Genomic DNA, 16,585 nt, shown 5'->3' with positions numbered 1-16,585 from the left:
GACATAAGGGGGATTTTTTTGTGGTAGATAGTATTATTTTTGATTTAGATGGAACATTGTGGGATTCAACTGAAGAAGTATGCAAGGTTTGGCAGGATGTTTTAAATAAACATGAAGATATAGACTTAAATGTCACAAGAGAACTTTTTAGAAGTGTTATGGGTCTTTCTTTTGATGAAATAGCAAATCGTTTATTTCCAAATCTAAATGAAGAAGAAAGAATGAATTTATTGAATGAATGTTCTCTAAAAGAGTGTGACTATTTATCTGAAAATGGAGCTAAATTATTTGACGATATAGAAGATACTCTTAAGTTGTTATCTAAAAAATATAAATTATTTATAGTAAGTAATTGTCAGGCTGGATATATAGAATCTTTTTTAAAAGCACATAAATTAGAGCAGTATTTTATAGATTTTGAATGTCCTGGAAATACTGGTTTGCATAAAGGTGAGAACAATAAGCTTATAATTGATAGAAATAAATTAAGTAATCCAATTTACATTGGAGATACTCAAGGTGATGCAAATAGTGCCAAGTTTGCGAATATACCTTTTATATATGCAAAATATGGATTCGGGGATGTAGATGGATATGAATATTCTATAGACTCATTTAAAGATTTATTAGAACATGATATATTAAAATAAGATGAGTTTAAAGATTATATTAATATAATAAAAAAGTTATGGGGGGATTTAAAAATGGAATTACAAGATACTATTTTTAAAAGACAAAGTGTAAGAAAGTTTAAAAACGAAGATGTTTCAGATGAAGATATTTTAAAAATGATAAAATCAGCTGGAGCAGCTCCATCAGGAAAAAATATTCAAAACTGGCATTTTGTAGTTATAAAGAGACGCGACTTAATGGAAAAAATTGCAGATGTAATAACTAAAAAACAACAGGAGATACTTGTGGAGATGGATAAAGTATCAGTAGAAAAGGCTAATAGATTTAGAAAATTTGTGCCAAACTTTACACTATTCTACTTAAAAGCTCCAGTTTTGGTATTAGTTTTTACAAAAGTATATAATCCATCAGGATATTATGAATTAGAGCTTATAGATGCACCTAAAGAGACTATAGATAAGTTGTTTATAAGAAATCCAGGCATGCAGAGTTTGGGCGCTGCAATTGAAAACTTTACATTATCAGCAATTGAATTAGGATATGGCTCTTGTTGGTTGACAAGTCAAAACTATGCAGCAGATGAGATAGAAGCTATTTTAGAAGCAGAAACTGGATTTGAAAAGGGAGAGTATTTTTTAGGAGCAATGTTGGCTCTTGGAGTACCAGAAGATAATCTAAAGAGTCCATCTAAAAAACCAGTAGAAGAAATATGTACATTTATAAAGTAAAAATAAATTAAATAAAAATAGGTATGTTACAAATTAAAAAGTAGGTTTTATTGATATTAATATTATATTTCAAATTATTGATTTAATTAATACAATAAGAGCTACTTTTTTTGTGCATATTAATTTTTAATAGATTTAAATCTTTAGAAAATCTTTAGAAAAGTATGTATAATATCTTTAGTTTTTAACTTTAATATTAAGTATATAAACAAAATAAAAAAATACTAAATTGTACTAGAAGGAGGTTTTTAAAATGGGAATTAAGTTCAGATAACTGAAATTAAAAGATATAAATATATAAAAAAATGGAAAAACTTCTATCATATTGTATAATCATAGATGTAAATAAAATTTTCAAATTAACAGATAAAAGGAGATTAAAATGAATTCATATAATATTTTGGTGGTAGAAGATGAGAAAGAAATAGCAGATGCTATAGAAATATATCTATTAAATCAAGGATATAATGTTTTTAAGGGGTACAATGGACTGGAAGGTCTTAAAGTTATAGAAGACCAAGAAATACATTTAGCTATAATTGATATAATGATGCCTAAAATGGATGGAATAACACTTACAATGAAACTTAGAGAAAATCATAACTTCCCAGTAATAATGTTATCTGCAAAGTCAGAGGAAGTTGATAAAATAATGGGGCTTAATATAGGAGCAGATGATTATGTGACAAAACCTTTTAAACCATTAGAGCTATTGGCTAGAGTTAATTCACAACTTAGAAGATATACTAAGTATCTAAACATGATTGGAGATAAAGAGCAAAGTGTAGAAACTAATGACAATGTATTTGCAATCGGAGGATTAGAATTAAATGAAAATACGAAAGAAGTTAGTATTGATGGAAAATATATAAAAACAACTCCTATAGAATTTAAAATACTTAGTTTACTTATGAGAAATGCAGGAAGAGTTTTTTCTGCTGATGAAATATATGAAAGAGTTTGGAATGAGAATGCTGTAAATACAGATACAGTCATGGTACATGTTAGGAATATAAGAGAAAAAATAGAGATAGACCCAAAAAATCCAAAATATTTGAAGGTGGTGTGGGGTGTTGGATACAAAATTGAAAAAATTTAAAGATAAATATATAGTTACTATTATAGTTTTTATACTTATGTTATCAGCATCATTAGGTATGATTAGTCAATATTCTACTATACAAGCAGGTGCTAAAGGTGGAGCCCAAAATCCGTTTGAACAAGAAAATTTTGTAGATGATATGTATAAAGGAAGTTATGTTTTATATCATAATATGAAAGAAGATCAAGAAGGCAAAATGATACAACCATCAAAGCTTTTTATAAATGAAGAGACTATGAACTATATAAAAAATGTAAGTAAAGAAAAAAACTCATATGATGGTTCAGAAAGCTATTATACAGATGATAGGATTAATGCAGATTTTAATGAAAACTTTGAAGGTTGGGAGTCTTTTATTAATGATTCAGGAAAAAATTTAAAATATTATTTAGTTGATAAAGAAAAAAATTTCGAACTTTTTAATGAAGATAAAGAATTAAGAGCTCTTGATACAACAAAGAATGATAGTTCAGGAGAAAATTCTGATGAAAATCAAACAAAAAATACAACAATGAGTGATGAAGAAAGACAAAAGCAGCTTAAAGATATAAAAGAAAATTATAGATTTTATGTTGTAATGAATTTTAATAAAGATGGAAAAGTAAATCTTGTTGATTCTTATGGAGTAAATCAAAAAGTTATTAATCAAATGTTGTTGTCTAAAGCAAGAGAAGATTTAATGGATACAAATTTAGGTGGAAATTCAATTTCATATAAACTAACACCAATAAAAAATGTAACAGTAGTATATGCTGTGCCTAAAGTAATAAGCAAAGGTGATAGTACAGAGTACGGTTACGGAAGTATTTATAACAATGACAATATAAGTTCATATATAAACAATGTAGAAAATAATTCTTATTATAAAATTTCTGGAATGATTTTAAAAATAATATTAGCTATAGTTGTGATTGTAGCTTTAGCATTTCCATATAGAAAATCTAAGGAATTACTAGGATTTGATACATTATCAAGAATACCATTAGAGATACTTTTTATTGCCATTGTTATTGTACAAGGGATTGTAGATTTATATCCAACTGGTATAATAAGTGGTACTTTGAATGGAACTTATGTAGAGTATCTAATAAATAACGATATAAGTGCTAAAATGGCAAGTATATTGGTAAGCTTAATGAATTTAACCTATTGGTTTGTAATCTTCTCAATAATATTTGTATTTATAACACTTTTAAAACATATTTTAAACGTTGGAATAAGATCGTATTTTGTAAAAAACACTGTAACAGGAATGTTTCTTGTGTGGTTTAAAAAAGTGGGGAAAAAAGTTATTAATCAAATTAGAACAATAGATTTGAAAGAAAAACCAAATAAAACGATAGCTATAATTCTTGGAGTAAACCTATTAATTATAGTTATAATGTGTAGTATGTGGTTCTTTGGGATAATACTTGCAATAATTTACTCAATAGTTTTATTCAAGGTACTATCAGATTATTCTAAAAAGACAGTATGTGAATATAATCAACTTTTAGATGTTACAAAGAAAATTTCAGATGGAAACTTAGAAGTAAATATGGAAAAAGATTTAGGATTCTTTAATCCTATAAAAGATGAACTAGGAAATATTCAAACTGGATTTAAAAAAGCTGTTGATGAAGAAGTTAAGAGTCAAAAGATGAAAACAGAGCTTATATCAAATGTATCACATGACTTAAAAACACCTTTAACATCTATAATAACTTATATAGATTTATTAAAAGATGAAAGTATAACAGAAGAAAATCGTAGGTTGTATATTGATACATTGGATAGAAAATCACAAAGATTACAACACTTAATAGAAGACTTGTTTGAAGTAAGTAAGGTAAATAGTGGAGATGTACATTTGAATATAGTAAATGTGGATATTGTATCTCTAATGAAACAAACACTTTTAGAATTGGATGACAAAATTGCAGATTCATCTCTAATACTAAAAAATAATTTTTCTAGTGAAAAGATAATATTACCACTAGATAGTCAGCGTACATTTAGAGTATTTGAAAATCTTATAATAAATATAAGTAAGTATGCAATGCCAAGTTCAAGAGTGTATATTGATATTTTAGAAACAGATAATAAAGTAACTATTATGCTTAAAAATATGTCTGCAACTGAGATTGATTTTAGTGTAGATGATATAATGGAGAGATTTGTAAGAGGGGATAAGTCACGTAATACAGAAGGTTCTGGACTTGGTCTAGCAATAGCAAAAAGTTTTGTAGAGTTACAGGGTGGTAAGATGAATATAAGTGTGGATGGTGATTTATTTAAAGTTACAATTACTTTTAATAAAAACTAAAGTAAATCTTTATAACATATTATACTTATAGAGTCTATAAGATAAAATTTTATAAGTACAATATTAAAATATAATGATAATTTGTTAAAGTAAAAAAGGCGAATCCTAATATATAGGATTCGCCTTTTTCAATTTATAGAATTGAGTAACTTACTAATTATCTTTTGTATATATTACTATAGCATCTCTCAAAAACTTTGCTAGTCCAGTTTGTTCTTTATCATAGTATGATGTAAAACGTTCATCACACACATACATCTCCGCTAAAGAGGCATGAGCTTCTTTAGAATATGTATTCCAAGTGTAACTCAACCATTTATGATGTAATCTTGCAACTTCCTGAGAAAGTTCATTAGAAGCATCACCAGTTTTAAAAGCTTTTTTGAGTTTATCAATTATCTCAATACTTAAATTCTGCCAATCTTCATAATCTTGTTTAGACATATTTTTAAACTTTTTATTTGATGCATCTACTGCATCGTTACCATATTTCTCTCTAATTTCATTTCCATAATTTTTTTCATTTTCATCAATCACTTTTTCTTTAAAACCTTCAAATTTTTCTATATCTGTCATATTATATTTTCCCTCCTTTAAAGCTATAGTTTTAGTTACATTTTCTATGAGTAAATCAATTTGTTTTCTTTTTGCTAGTAATTTGTTGTGATGTTCTTTTAATGCACTTAGACTATCAAAAGTTGGTGAATTTATGATGTTTTTTATGTTTTCTAAGCTAATTCCTAACTCTCTATAAAAAAGTATCTGTTGTAGTTTATTAACTTCATTTTGACCATATATACGATAACCTGAAGAATTTATTTTAAGTGGCTTAAGAAGCTCAATTTCATCATAGTATCTAAGTGTTCTAGTACTTATACCAGCTATTTTGCTTAATTTCTGAACTGTATATTCCATAAGTGATACCTCCTATAAATTAAATATACGCTTTTACGTAACGTCAATGTCAATATATTAAAATATAAAAATTCATATCTTTTAATAAAAATATAAAAAAATATCTTTACTGGATATTTTGCACACAAGTGTCAATACTCACAAGTGAAAATTAAAAAATAATATTTATAGATTTTCTTTAATGAAATATAGAGAATCTATAATCTAGGAGGAACTGTATGAATTTAAAAAGAAGCAACGAAAAACGAGAAGAGTATATAAGAATGTATTCAGATAAAGAAAGTTTTTTAAGTTTGATTCAAAATTTTACAAGTGTCTCAATAGCAAAAGAATTAACTCTTAAAAATATAGAGTTAGAAACATCTTTTATATGTGAATATAAAGGAAAGGAAGTTGATATAATATATAAGGTTTTTTCTAAAAATCATAAGGTATCACATTATATAGTATTGGAGTTTCAAACGGAAATGGATACTGATATTGTACCAAGATTAAAATCATATAGAGAACAAATTTGGAAAAGCTTTATTATGAAAAAGAGTCTTGAAGAAATAGAAGACAAGAATTTTAAACTTCCTAAAGTTATACCAGTGGTCTTATATAGTGGACCTGAAAGATTAAGTAAAAAAAGAGGTATTTTAGATATGATAGAATCTGTATCAGAGGAGAGTAATAATTCTAGTATAAAAAATTAAAATTACATATTATGTTTATTGGTCTAAAGTGGGAAACTTTCGCATAAACTTGAATATGAAAATATTTATAGATACAAGTTCTATGTGGAGGTGTTCCATGAGAAATAACAAGTCTAAGGTATTGCTAGGAATACTATGTCTGGCAACAGGAATGGCTGTAATTTTGTCTATGTTGCTTCCTGGCTGGATTTGGTCAGCACTTACCGCATTAATACTTATTGGATGTGGAGCATTATTATTTTTTTGTTAAAATAATTTTAACTATAAAGTGTGGGGTGAGTATTGATGAAAGTAGTAACAATAAAGTTACCAAAATGGATTTCAAATATAGTCTTAAAATTCATGAGAAAGAGTAAAAATGACTAAATTAAAAAGCCTACTTACGGAAGTAGGCTTTTAAACGTGGTTACTAAGCTCTTTCAATCTTACCAGAACGTAAACATCTAGTACAAACTTTTACTCTCTTAGGAGCTCCATCTATAATCGCTCTTACGCTTCTTAAGTTAGCTGACCATGTTCTTTTATTATGTTTATTTGAGTGTGATACTTGGTTTCCAGAAACCTTACCTTTACCACATACGCTACATACTTTTGCCATCTACGCACACCTCCTTAAAATGATAACTATTTAAAGACTAAAAACATATTTATATTATCATAAATAACAAAAATTTGCAATAGAAATATATATTTGCCTTACACATATTGAAGAATTTCTTATTATCATATAAAATTATATATATAATTTTATATAAAGTAAATATATTTGGAAAATAATTATTATTTTTCTTTGAATATATATACTAATAGAAGAAATTTTATCCAAAAACTTTTCTAGGTTTAAATTATACCATATTTATAGTATGATATGATTATAATTTTATATAATAAATAAGTAAAAATAGTAAAAAATAAATTAAGAAGTATTTTTAATAAAAATAAGCTTAAGGGGGTCAACCATGAGTGCAAAGGTAACGAATCAATATGGAAGTATAGAAATAGATAATCAAGTAATAGCTCAAGTCATATATAGAGCTGCAATGGAAAGTTATGGTTTAGTAGGTTTAGCATATAAATCTAAAGGAATAGTAGAGTTATTAAAAGGCGAAAATGCTACTAAAGGTGTTAGAGTTGAAGAAGTTGAAGAAGATGCCATAGCAATAGAACTTTATGTTATAATACAATATGGTACAAATATATCTACTGTTGCCAATAATATAATAGATAGAGTAAAATATGTAGTTGAAAAAATGACTGGTGTAAGAGTCACTAGAATTGATATTAATGTACAAGGAATAAGAGTTAAGTAATTTCATAGGAGGAAACAAATGATTCAGTATATAGATGGTAAAAGGTTAAGAGAGATGTTTATTTCAGGTGCAAACAATCTCCAAAACAATAAAGATTTGGTTGACAAGTTAAATGTGTTCCCTGTACCAGATGGAGATACAGGTACTAATATGTCATTAACTATATCTTATGCCTTAAAAGAATTAGCAAAAGTGGAGACTGATAACATATCAGACATAGGGAAGGCATTATCTAAAGGCTCTTTAATGGGAGCTAGAGGAAACTCAGGAGTTATACTTTCACAGATAATAAGAGGGATAGCTAAATCTATAGAAGGAAAAAGTAAATTATCGACAGATGATTTAGCAAAAGCTTTTAAAAATGGTTCAGATACAGCCTATAAAGCTGTTATAAAACCAATTGAAGGAACTATACTTACTGTAGTTAGAGAAAGTGGCGAATTTGCAATAAAAGCTGCCAAAAAAGAAAAAGATATAGTAAAGTTTTTAAGTATGCTTGTAAAGGAATCTAATTCTTCATTAGAAAGAACTCCAGACCTTCTAAAAAACCTAAAAGATGCTGGTGTAGTTGACTCTGGTGGAAAAGGTCTTGTACTTATATATGAAGGAATGTTAGCTTCTATAAAGGGAAATGATATAGAAATAAAAAATGTTAACCTAGATATTAATACCTCAGCGAGTATGGACTTTGCAAAGAGTACCACTAGTACAGATGATATAAAATATTGTTACTGTACAGAATTTATACTAGAAAGTTCTAAGGTAGAAGATACTAAAATAAGAGATATAATGATGGCTTATGGTGACAGTTTAGCAGTAGTTGGAGATGATGGAGTCATAAAAGTACATGTACACACTAATGACCCAGGAAATGTGCTTCAAGAAGCTCTAAAGTATGGTCAACTATTAACTATAAAAATAGAAAACATGAAACTACAACATGAAAATACATTATTAGATGTAGAAGAGAAGAAAGAAAAAGAAGAGGAGCCTTTAGAAGAAGAAAAAGAGTTTGGATTTATAGCTACTTCTATGGGTGAAGGATTAGCAAATATATTTAAAGACTTTGGGGTTGACCACATAATAGAAGGTGGTCAAACTATGAATCCAAGTACTGAAGACTTTATGAATGCCATAAATAATATAAATGCTAAGAATATATTTATTTTCCCAAATAACAGCAACATAATAATGGCTGCTAATCAAGCAAAAGAATTGAGTGAGAAAAATATAATAGTTATACCTACAAAAAACACACCTCAAGGATTTGCTGCATTAGTAACATTTAATGGAGAATTAAATGAAGATGAGAATAAAGAAGCTATGATGAATGCTTTAAACTCAGTTAAATCAGGTCAAGTAACTTTTGCTGTTAGGGATACAGTAATGAATGAAATTGATGTTAAAGAAGGTAATATAATTGGAATTGCAGAAGGAAATTTATTATCAGCAGGAGATTATGTGGATGAAGTAACATCAAACCTTATTGAAAAGTTGGTTGATGAAGATACTGCTATAATAACATTATTCTTTGGTGAAGATGTTACAGAATCTCAAGCAAATGAGCTACGTACTTCTTTAGAAGAAAAATTTGAAGATGTAGATGTAGAATTATATTATGGAGGACAACCTCTTTATTATTACTTAATTTCAGTTGAATAATGATTATAAGAACCTGTATGACCAAGTAGCTTTTATAAAGTTGGTTGTACAGGATTTTTGTGTAGTAGGTGATATATTTGTTGGATTTATATAAAGATGTTCAATATGTTAAAGGAATAGGACCTAAAAAGGCAGATAAGCTAAATCGATTGGGAATATTTACTTTAAAAGATTTATTGTATTATTTTCCAAGGCAATTTGAAGATAGGAATAATCTAAAGAAAATAGCACAATTAGAGGATGACGAGAAAGTTACAATAAAAGCAGTAATATCAAGTATAAATACATTTAGTCCAAAAGAGGGTATGACTTTAACAAAAATTGATGTAAAAGATGAGACTGGTTCAGCTAAATTAGTATTTTTTAATAAGAGCTATATAAAAAATACATTTCGTTCAGGAGATTCAATATTAGTTTTTGGTAAGGTTAAGAAAAAATTTAATAATTTAGAGCTTACATCATGTGAGTTAGAGTATCTTACTAATTCACCTAAGAATACTTGTAGATTTATGCCTGTGTACCAGCTTACATATGGTGTTACAAATAAAGAGATTATGAGTATAATTAGAACAGTACTTGAAGATAAAGAACTAATTATACAAGAATATATGCCAAAGAGAATTATAGAGAAATATAGGCTATGTAATATAGATTTTGCAATTAGAAATATACATTCTCCAAGTGACAAAGAATCATTAAAAATAGCTTTATATAGAATTGTATTTGAAGAATTACTTATATTACAACTGGGATTATTTGTATTTAAAAGTGGAAGAAATAAAGAAGATGGAATAAAGTTTGAAATAAGTAAGGACTTAAAAAATATAACAAGCTCTTTACCATTTAAATTGACAAAGGCTCAAAATCGAGCATTGGATGAAATTATACAAGATATGAATTCTGATAAAATAATGAATAGGTTAGTTCAAGGAGATGTAGGGAGTGGTAAGACAGTAGTAGCTCTTTTGGCACTTGCAAATTGCGTTTTAAATGGATATCAAGGAGCTTTGATGGCACCTACAGAGATATTAGCAGGTCAACATTATATTTCACTTACTGAGTCTCTGAAAGATTTTGGAATAAATGTAGGTTTATTAATAGGTAGCCTTACAAAAAAACAAAAGGATACAGTATTAGAACAAATCAAAAACAATGAAATTGATATATTGATAGGAACACATGCACTAATAGAAGACAAGGTTGAATTTAATAATATTGGATTAGTTATAACAGATGAGCAACATAGATTTGGTGTTATGCAAAGAAGTAAACTTTCAATGAAAGGTGCAAATCCAGATATACTAGTAATGACAGCAACACCAATACCAAGAACTTTGGCACTTATACTTTATGGAGATTTGGATATTTCTATTATAGATGAGCTTCCACCAGGTAGACAGCCAATAGAAACACTTGCCATTGAAAAGAATAAAAGAGATAGAGCTTATAACAACCTTGTAAGAAGAGAGGTTGAATCAGGCAGACAGGTATATATTGTATGTCCTTTGGTAGAAGAAAGTGAAGCTATAGAAGCTAAATCAGCTGTTGAACTTGTAGAGGAATTAAGAGCTGAATATTTTCAAGATTTAAGGCTTGGATTGCTTCATGGTAAAATGAAGTCAAGTGAAAAAGATGAAGTAATGGGTCGTTTTAAAAATAAAGAAATAGATATTTTAGTTTCAACAACAGTTATAGAAGTTGGTGTCAATGTGCCAAATGCAACACTAATGATAATAGAAAATGCAGAAAGATTTGGACTTGCACAATTACATCAGCTTAGAGGACGAGTTGGGAGAGGAAGTCATAAATCGTATTGTGTACTAATTTATGATTCTAAAACAGAAGTGTGTAGACAACGAATGGCTATAATGGAAGAGACAAATGATGGTTTTAAGATTTCAGAAAAGGATTTGGAAATAAGAGGTCCTGGAGAGTTTTTTGGGACAAGGCAACATGGGCTTCCAGAACTTAAAGTAGCAAACTTGTTTAAACATATAAAAATATTAAAGTTAGCACAACAAGAAGCTAGATATATATTAGGTGAAGATAATAATCTACAATTGAAAGAAAATATGCCACTTAAAAAAGAAATTATAGATAAATTCAAAGATACATTGAAAGAAATTTCATTAAATTAATTTTAAATTATGTTAAAATATTACTAATGTAATAATGTGCTGAAGGGAGATTGTCATATTGAGAGTAATTTCAGGAAAAGCGAGAGGATTAAAACTAAATACTCCAAAAAATGAAGATGTAAGGCCAACTACAGATAGAGTAAAAGAATCTCTATTTAATATAATAAATTCATATATAATGGAAAGTGAAGTTCTGGATTTATTTGCTGGAACTGGTTCCTTAGGAATCGAGTGTTTATCTAGAGGTGCCAAGGCATGTACTTTTGTAGATATCAGTAAGGAAAGTATAGATATTATTAAGTCTAATATAAAAAAAGCAAGAGTTGAAAATGAAAGTGTTATTTTAAACCTAGATTTTAAAACTGCTGTAGACAAGCTTAAATCACAAAATAGTAAATTTGACATAATTTTTATGGACCCTCCATATTATAAAAATATGTTTATAGAAGCTATTGAAAAAATTGATAATTCTAATCTGCTGAATGAAGATGGAATAATAGTTGTAGAACATGATACTAATGATTTGTTTCCAAACAAAATATGTAAATTAGAAAAAACTAGAGATAAGAAATATGGAAATACTACATTAACTTTTTATAAGATGGAGGCATAATATGGAAAATAAACCTAGAAAAGCTATATTTGCAGGAAGCTTTGACCCAATTACTAATGGACATTTAGATATTATTTGCAGGGCTTCGAAGTTATTTGACGAATTACAAATAGGAGTATTAAATAATCCTAATAAAAAAGGTCTATTTAGCTTTGATGAGAGAGTAAAGCTTATAGAAAAAAGTACAAGCCATTTAAATAATATAAAAGTTGTAACTTTTGATGGTTTATTAATAAATTACTGTCAAGAAAATGGGATTGGAGCACTAGTTAGAGGTGTGAGAAGTGGTGCTGATGTTGATTATGAACTTCAAATGGCTCATATGAATAGAGAACTTAATCCAAATATAGAGACTATAATTTTACCAAGCTGTACAAAATACTCATTTATAAGCTCATCTTTGATAAAAGAGGTTTTGCTCTTTGATGCTGATATAAAAAATTTGGTTCCAAAGATTGTTTTGGAAGAATTAAAGAAAAAAACTACTGGGGGTAATTGATATATGAAGATAGATTTAGAAATGATTGAACTATTTGAGCAGTTAGAGGAGATATTTAGAAGTGCCTCTACAATTCCTTTCTCACATAAATGTACGGTAGATAAAGACGAAGTTTTAGCTATAATTAACGATATAAGAACTTTGATACCAGAGGAAGTAACACAAGCAGTATGGATTAATAAAGAAAGAAATAAAATAATAAGTCAAGCTAAGCAAGATGCTTCAAATATAGTTGAACAAGCAAAAAAAGAAGCTGAAAGAATACAACAAGAGTATCATGAAAATATAGAAGAGTTAAAGAAAAATTCTGAAGATGTGGTAAAAGCATATGTAGAATCAAGTGAACCTGTTGTTCAAGCAGACCAAAGAGCTAAGGATATAGTTGAGAGGGCTGAAAGAATAGCAAATGAGATAAGAATTGGGTCAATTGAATATGCAGAGGATGTTCTTTCTAGTGTTGAATACAATTTGAAAGAAATATTAGAAGAAGTAAAAAGAGATAAGAATGAACTTAGACCTAAAAAATAAATTTTAGATGAATAAAATGGAGCTATCATACAAATAATTTTAAATGATTTGTGATAGCTCTTTTTTATTATAGAAACTCTTTTACATTAGAGTTGAAATGTACAAAATTATAAAATAATATAAAATCATGTGCAATTATTTGGTATGGAATTGTATATATAAAATATAAATACTTTAATAAAATCAGAAAACGTTGTCATAGAAAAAAACTATAATAAAAAAAAACGCATAGAAAAAACTGATTAGACAATAAATACATGCTTTGATAATATTTTAAATGGAATAAAAATATGTAGAATTATAATGAAAAATAAAATAAGATGGAGGGAATCAAATTGGGTATGTTGAAAAAATTATGTTCACTAGCTATGGTGGCAATTATGACTACAACTCTTATAACAGGGTGTTCAAGCGGGAATGGAAAAGATTCAAAAAAGGATGGGGAAAAAGAAAAGCTAGTTCTTTGGATGCCACCAGTAGAAGATAATATGAAGGAAGTTTGGGACCCTATTTTAGATAAATTTGAGGAAAAAAATAACTGTGAAGTAGATTTACAGATAATTCCTTGGGAGAATTATTCTGAAAAATTTGCAACAGCTATAAGTGCTGATGAAGGCCCAGATGTAGGATATATGTATGCGGAAATGTATCCACAGTTTATACAAAGTGGTGCAGTAGAAGACTTAACTAACTATGCAACTAAAGAAGATAAGGAACAATCTATTTATATAAAGACATCTGAAATGATGGGTGGAATGTATGGAATGCCATTCCAAGCAGCAAATCCAGGTGTGCTATACTATAACAAAGATATCTTAGAAAAAATAGGAGAAAAGCCTCCTAAGACATGGGAAGATTTTAAAAGAATCTGTAAAAAAGCAACACAAGATACTAATGGTGATGGAAAGATAGACCAATGGGGATTGGCTCAAGGATGGGGAGCTAAAACTTTTGGTAATTTAAATTGGAACTGGTACCCTTATTTATGGCAAGCTGGTGGAGATATATATAATGATGATTTAAAATCAGTTAAGTTTAATAATAAAAATGGATTAGATGCAGCCAATTTCTTAAAAGAATTACAAGCATATGTACCTGAAGATTCTTTATCTAAAGATAGTAATGAAATGATAGAAAGTGTATTTGGTCCAGGGAAAGCAGCATTTACAGTAATGTTATCCTCTGCAGCAACAAGTATATTTGATAAATCATTCCCAGACTTAAATTGGGGATTTGTAACTGGATTAGAGGATAAGAAAGCTGCGACTTTTGGAGCAGTAGACCACTTATCTCTAATGTCATCAGCAAAAAATAAAGAACTTGCATACAAACTAATACAACATATGTTAAGTGTTGAATCAATGACAGAATTCCATAAAGCAATACCAAGAGCACCAATAACAAAAGGTGAACCATATCAAGGTGATGAAAGATTTAAAGAAATGGTTGAAAATGACAAAGATATATATAGACCATTGGTTGTAGGACCTCATGGAGTTGAAATATATGAATATTTATGGAAAGAACTTCAAACAATGATTTCAGGAGATAAAACTCCAAAACAAGCATTGGATGATGCTGCAAAATATTCAAATGATTTATTAGCACAATAAAAGTTTACGGCTGTAAGACGTTTCATAGTATCTTGCAGAATAAAATTAGCATTGTATCATAAGTACAATGCTAATATTTATATTGGAGAGGATAAAATGGAAAACTTAGTTAGAGATTTTGAAGGAAACTCAAAAAAGAAAAAAATAAGATTAAATATTAAACCATATATATATATATTGCCATTAGGTATAATTTTAGTGGCATTTTATGTGATACCAATAATAATGTCAATATACTTTAGCTTTACAAAGTATAATATTATTAGCCCAGCTACATTTATAGGTTTAGAAAACTATAAAAAATTATTTACAGATGAAACACTAAAAGTATCTATTATAAATACAATTAAATTTACTCTTGTTGTAGTACCTTGTCAGACCATTTTATCATTGATTTTGGCAGTTTGGATTACGGGAAAAGGAAATAGTAAAATAGCTTCATTTGCTAAAGGTGCGATATTTATACCAGTGTTATCATCTATGGTTTTGATAGGTATGGTATGGAGAGCTCTATTAAATGGAGAAGGTTCAATTGTATATCAAGTATTGGGGGTCTTTGGAATAGAATCATCTAAACTTTTAGGAGACAGTAAGACCGCACTACCTACGCTTATGTTTATATCTATGTGGAAAAATATAGGTTATTTCATGGTAATTTATATTTCAGGTATAATGAATTTACCAAAACATTGCTATGAAGTGGCAAAGGTTGATGGAGCCACAAAACTTCAAGAATTTATGAAAATAACAGTTCCTTTATTGAAGCCAACAACAATAATGGTTGTGTTTTTAGGGACTATATGGTCATTACAGGTCTTTGACTTAATCTATACTGTAACTGGTGGAGGACCAGGAATAGCTACTATGAGTATAGTTATGCATGCTTTTAATTTAAACTTTAAAAACTTTAATTCTGGATATGCAATGACTGTAGCAAATGTATTATTCTTGTTGATAGCTATAGTATCAATTTTGCAGAATAAATTTGTAAAACGAGATAATTCAGATATTTAGAAAGGTAGGTACAAAATGAAAGCGACAAGAAGATTATTGAGTGATGGTTTGCTATTATTTATAGCATGTGCAAGCTTGATACCTTTTATATACATGTTGATAATATCTTTAAAGATAACATATAATTCATATAATTTAGATATATCTTTTTCAACAGTTACACTACAAAACTATATAGATATATTTACTAAAAAAGGCTTTGCACAATACTTTTTAAATACAGCTATAGTATCTTTCTCAGGTGTATTATTAAATTTGGTATTTAGTACATTAGCGGGGTATTCTTTTGCAAAGATGAATTTTAAAGGTAGTGATAAGTTATTTTTGTTTATGATAATGACTTTAATTATACCATCTCAAGTTACAATGATACCACTTTATATAATAATGAAGCATTTAGGTTGGATAAATAGTTACCTTGCACTTATTATGCCAATACCAACTGCATTTGGTGTATTTATAATGAGACAAGCTATTTTAGGGGTACCAAAAGAGCTATTAGAGTCAGCGAAAATAGATGGTTGTTCGGACCTTAGGATTTTAATACAAATAGTATTGCCTCTAATAAAACCAGCATTAATTACATTAGCAATATTTACTTTTATGGGAGCTTGGAATGAATTTATGTGGCCTCTTATAGCAACAACTAAGGATACAATGAGAACATTGACGGTTGGGTTGTCTACTCTTAAGACCTTCCAGATAACAAATTATGGGCAAATGATGGCAGGAGCAACAATAACATTTTTACCTCCATTTATTTTCTATTTGATTTTACAGAGCAAATTTGTAGAGGGTGTATCTTTGTCTGGAATAAAAGGTTAGATAGC

At 28.3% G+C, this 16,585-nt stretch carries 17 protein-coding genes; 15 read left to right on the top strand and 2 right to left on the bottom strand.

The window, feature by feature from the left end; all coding sequences use genetic code 11:
* Positions 1–20 precede the first annotated feature (20 nt).
* The 4 genes from ACTG47_RS13980 (at position 21) to ACTG47_RS13965 (ending at position 4,768) form a co-directional block, all read left to right on the top strand.
* Entirely contained in the window at positions 21–650 is a 630-nt protein-coding gene (locus ACTG47_RS13980; RefSeq protein WP_479925002.1) for an HAD family hydrolase, read from the top strand.
* Positions 651–704: 54 nt separating this feature from the next.
* Entirely contained in the window at positions 705–1,361 is a 657-nt protein-coding gene (locus tag ACTG47_RS13975; protein ID WP_169469696.1) for a nitroreductase family protein, read from the top strand.
* 382 nt (positions 1,362–1,743) lie between these two features.
* The gene (locus ACTG47_RS13970; RefSeq protein ID WP_479925001.1) at positions 1,744–2,460 is read left to right on the top strand and encodes a response regulator transcription factor; all 717 of its coding nucleotides are present in this window, start codon (positions 1,744–1,746) and stop codon (positions 2,458–2,460) included.
* Entirely contained in the window at positions 2,432–4,768 is a 2,337-nt protein-coding gene (locus ACTG47_RS13965; protein ID WP_479925000.1) for a HAMP domain-containing sensor histidine kinase, read from the top strand. The genes ACTG47_RS13970 and ACTG47_RS13965 overlap by 29 nt, the downstream gene beginning before the upstream one ends.
* A gap of 153 nt (positions 4,769–4,921) precedes the next feature.
* On the opposite strand, the gene ACTG47_RS13960 is transcribed toward ACTG47_RS13965, so the two are convergent.
* Positions 4,922–5,683, bottom strand: a complete 762-nt coding sequence (locus ACTG47_RS13960; protein ID WP_479924999.1) for a MerR family transcriptional regulator — start codon at positions 5,681–5,683, stop codon at positions 4,922–4,924.
* 218 nt (positions 5,684–5,901) lie between these two features.
* Between ACTG47_RS13960 and ACTG47_RS13955 the strand changes: the two genes are divergently transcribed.
* Positions 5,902–6,378: an Rpn family recombination-promoting nuclease/putative transposase gene (locus ACTG47_RS13955; protein WP_479924998.1), complete on the top strand. Its 477-nt coding sequence runs from the start codon at positions 5,902–5,904 to the stop codon at positions 6,376–6,378.
* Positions 6,379–6,475: 97 nt separating this feature from the next.
* On the top strand, positions 6,476–6,628 hold the full coding sequence (locus tag ACTG47_RS13950) for a hypothetical protein (RefSeq protein WP_009893656.1): 153 nt from the start codon (positions 6,476–6,478) through the stop codon (positions 6,626–6,628).
* 159 nt (positions 6,629–6,787) lie between these two features.
* Here the strand turns inward: ACTG47_RS13950 and rpmB are convergent, their stop codons facing one another.
* Positions 6,788–6,976: a 50S ribosomal protein L28 gene (rpmB, locus tag ACTG47_RS13945; protein ID WP_003416297.1), complete on the bottom strand. Its 189-nt coding sequence runs from the start codon at positions 6,974–6,976 to the stop codon at positions 6,788–6,790.
* 361 nt (positions 6,977–7,337) lie between these two features.
* Here rpmB and ACTG47_RS13940 point away from each other — a divergent pair, with 361 nt between their 5' ends.
* The 9 genes from ACTG47_RS13940 (at position 7,338) to ACTG47_RS13900 (ending at position 16,580) form a co-directional block, all read left to right on the top strand.
* Positions 7,338–7,688, top strand: coding sequence for an Asp23/Gls24 family envelope stress response protein (locus ACTG47_RS13940; RefSeq protein ID WP_021385398.1), 351 nt, complete (start codon positions 7,338–7,340; stop codon positions 7,686–7,688).
* Between the two features lie 18 nt (positions 7,689–7,706).
* Complete coding sequence (locus ACTG47_RS13935) at positions 7,707–9,350, top strand: DAK2 domain-containing protein (protein ID WP_479924997.1); 1,644 nt, start codon at positions 7,707–7,709, stop codon at positions 9,348–9,350.
* An 80-nt stretch (positions 9,351–9,430) separates the two neighbouring features.
* The gene (recG, locus tag ACTG47_RS13930; RefSeq protein ID WP_479924996.1) at positions 9,431–11,488 is read left to right on the top strand and encodes an ATP-dependent DNA helicase RecG; all 2,058 of its coding nucleotides are present in this window, start codon (positions 9,431–9,433) and stop codon (positions 11,486–11,488) included.
* A gap of 58 nt (positions 11,489–11,546) precedes the next feature.
* Positions 11,547–12,101, top strand: a complete 555-nt coding sequence (rsmD, locus tag ACTG47_RS13925) for a 16S rRNA (guanine(966)-N(2))-methyltransferase RsmD (protein ID WP_479924995.1) — start codon at positions 11,547–11,549, stop codon at positions 12,099–12,101.
* A gap of 1 nt (position 12,102) precedes the next feature.
* Positions 12,103–12,600, top strand: a complete 498-nt coding sequence (gene coaD / locus ACTG47_RS13920; protein WP_054271146.1) for a pantetheine-phosphate adenylyltransferase — start codon at positions 12,103–12,105, stop codon at positions 12,598–12,600.
* A 3-nt stretch (positions 12,601–12,603) separates the two neighbouring features.
* Positions 12,604–13,128 carry a hypothetical protein gene (locus tag ACTG47_RS13915; RefSeq protein ID WP_479924994.1) on the top strand — a complete coding sequence of 175 codons (525 nt, stop codon included), beginning with the start codon at positions 12,604–12,606 and terminating at the stop codon, positions 13,126–13,128.
* A 320-nt stretch (positions 13,129–13,448) separates the two neighbouring features.
* Positions 13,449–14,741 carry an ABC transporter substrate-binding protein gene (locus tag ACTG47_RS13910; protein ID WP_169469704.1) on the top strand — a complete coding sequence of 431 codons (1,293 nt, stop codon included), beginning with the start codon at positions 13,449–13,451 and terminating at the stop codon, positions 14,739–14,741.
* Between the two features lie 96 nt (positions 14,742–14,837).
* Positions 14,838–15,755: a carbohydrate ABC transporter permease gene (locus tag ACTG47_RS13905; RefSeq protein ID WP_479924993.1), complete on the top strand. Its 918-nt coding sequence runs from the start codon at positions 14,838–14,840 to the stop codon at positions 15,753–15,755.
* Between the two features lie 15 nt (positions 15,756–15,770).
* Positions 15,771–16,580 carry a carbohydrate ABC transporter permease gene (locus ACTG47_RS13900; protein WP_169469706.1) on the top strand — a complete coding sequence of 270 codons (810 nt, stop codon included), beginning with the start codon at positions 15,771–15,773 and terminating at the stop codon, positions 16,578–16,580.
* The last annotated feature ends 5 nt before the right edge of the window (positions 16,581–16,585 follow it).

It is taken from the genome of Clostridioides sp. LIBA-6622 (assembly GCF_056716095.1).
The sequence above is the reverse complement of the archived record's forward strand: the minus strand, read 5'-3'. Positions and strand labels throughout refer to the sequence as shown.

What these genes read in the sequence shown, in the direction of transcription:
- ACTG47_RS13975 (WP_169469696.1), top strand. Translation starts at nt 705, where the DNA reads ATGGAATTACAAGATACTATTTTTAAAAGACAAAGTGTAAGAAAGTTT.
- ACTG47_RS13970 (WP_479925001.1), top strand. Translation starts at nt 1,744, where the DNA reads ATGAATTCATATAATATTTTGGTGGTAGAAGATGAGAAAGAAATAGCA.
- ACTG47_RS13960 (WP_479924999.1), bottom strand. Translation starts at nt 5,683, where the DNA reads ATGGAATATACAGTTCAGAAATTAAGCAAAATAGCTGGTATAAGTACT.
- ACTG47_RS13955 (WP_479924998.1), top strand. Translation starts at nt 5,902, where the DNA reads ATGAATTTAAAAAGAAGCAACGAAAAACGAGAAGAGTATATAAGAATG.
- ACTG47_RS13950 (WP_009893656.1), top strand. Translation starts at nt 6,476, where the DNA reads ATGAGAAATAACAAGTCTAAGGTATTGCTAGGAATACTATGTCTGGCA.
- rpmB (WP_003416297.1), bottom strand. Translation starts at nt 6,976, where the DNA reads ATGGCAAAAGTATGTAGCGTATGTGGTAAAGGTAAGGTTTCTGGAAAC.
- ACTG47_RS13940 (WP_021385398.1), top strand. Translation starts at nt 7,338, where the DNA reads ATGAGTGCAAAGGTAACGAATCAATATGGAAGTATAGAAATAGATAAT.
- ACTG47_RS13935 (WP_479924997.1), top strand. Translation starts at nt 7,707, where the DNA reads ATGATTCAGTATATAGATGGTAAAAGGTTAAGAGAGATGTTTATTTCA.
- coaD (WP_054271146.1), top strand. Translation starts at nt 12,103, where the DNA reads ATGGAAAATAAACCTAGAAAAGCTATATTTGCAGGAAGCTTTGACCCA.
- ACTG47_RS13915 (WP_479924994.1), top strand. Translation starts at nt 12,604, where the DNA reads ATGAAGATAGATTTAGAAATGATTGAACTATTTGAGCAGTTAGAGGAG.
- ACTG47_RS13910 (WP_169469704.1), top strand. Translation starts at nt 13,449, where the DNA reads ATGGAGGGAATCAAATTGGGTATGTTGAAAAAATTATGTTCACTAGCT.
- ACTG47_RS13905 (WP_479924993.1), top strand. Translation starts at nt 14,838, where the DNA reads ATGGAAAACTTAGTTAGAGATTTTGAAGGAAACTCAAAAAAGAAAAAA.
- ACTG47_RS13900 (WP_169469706.1), top strand. Translation starts at nt 15,771, where the DNA reads ATGAAAGCGACAAGAAGATTATTGAGTGATGGTTTGCTATTATTTATA.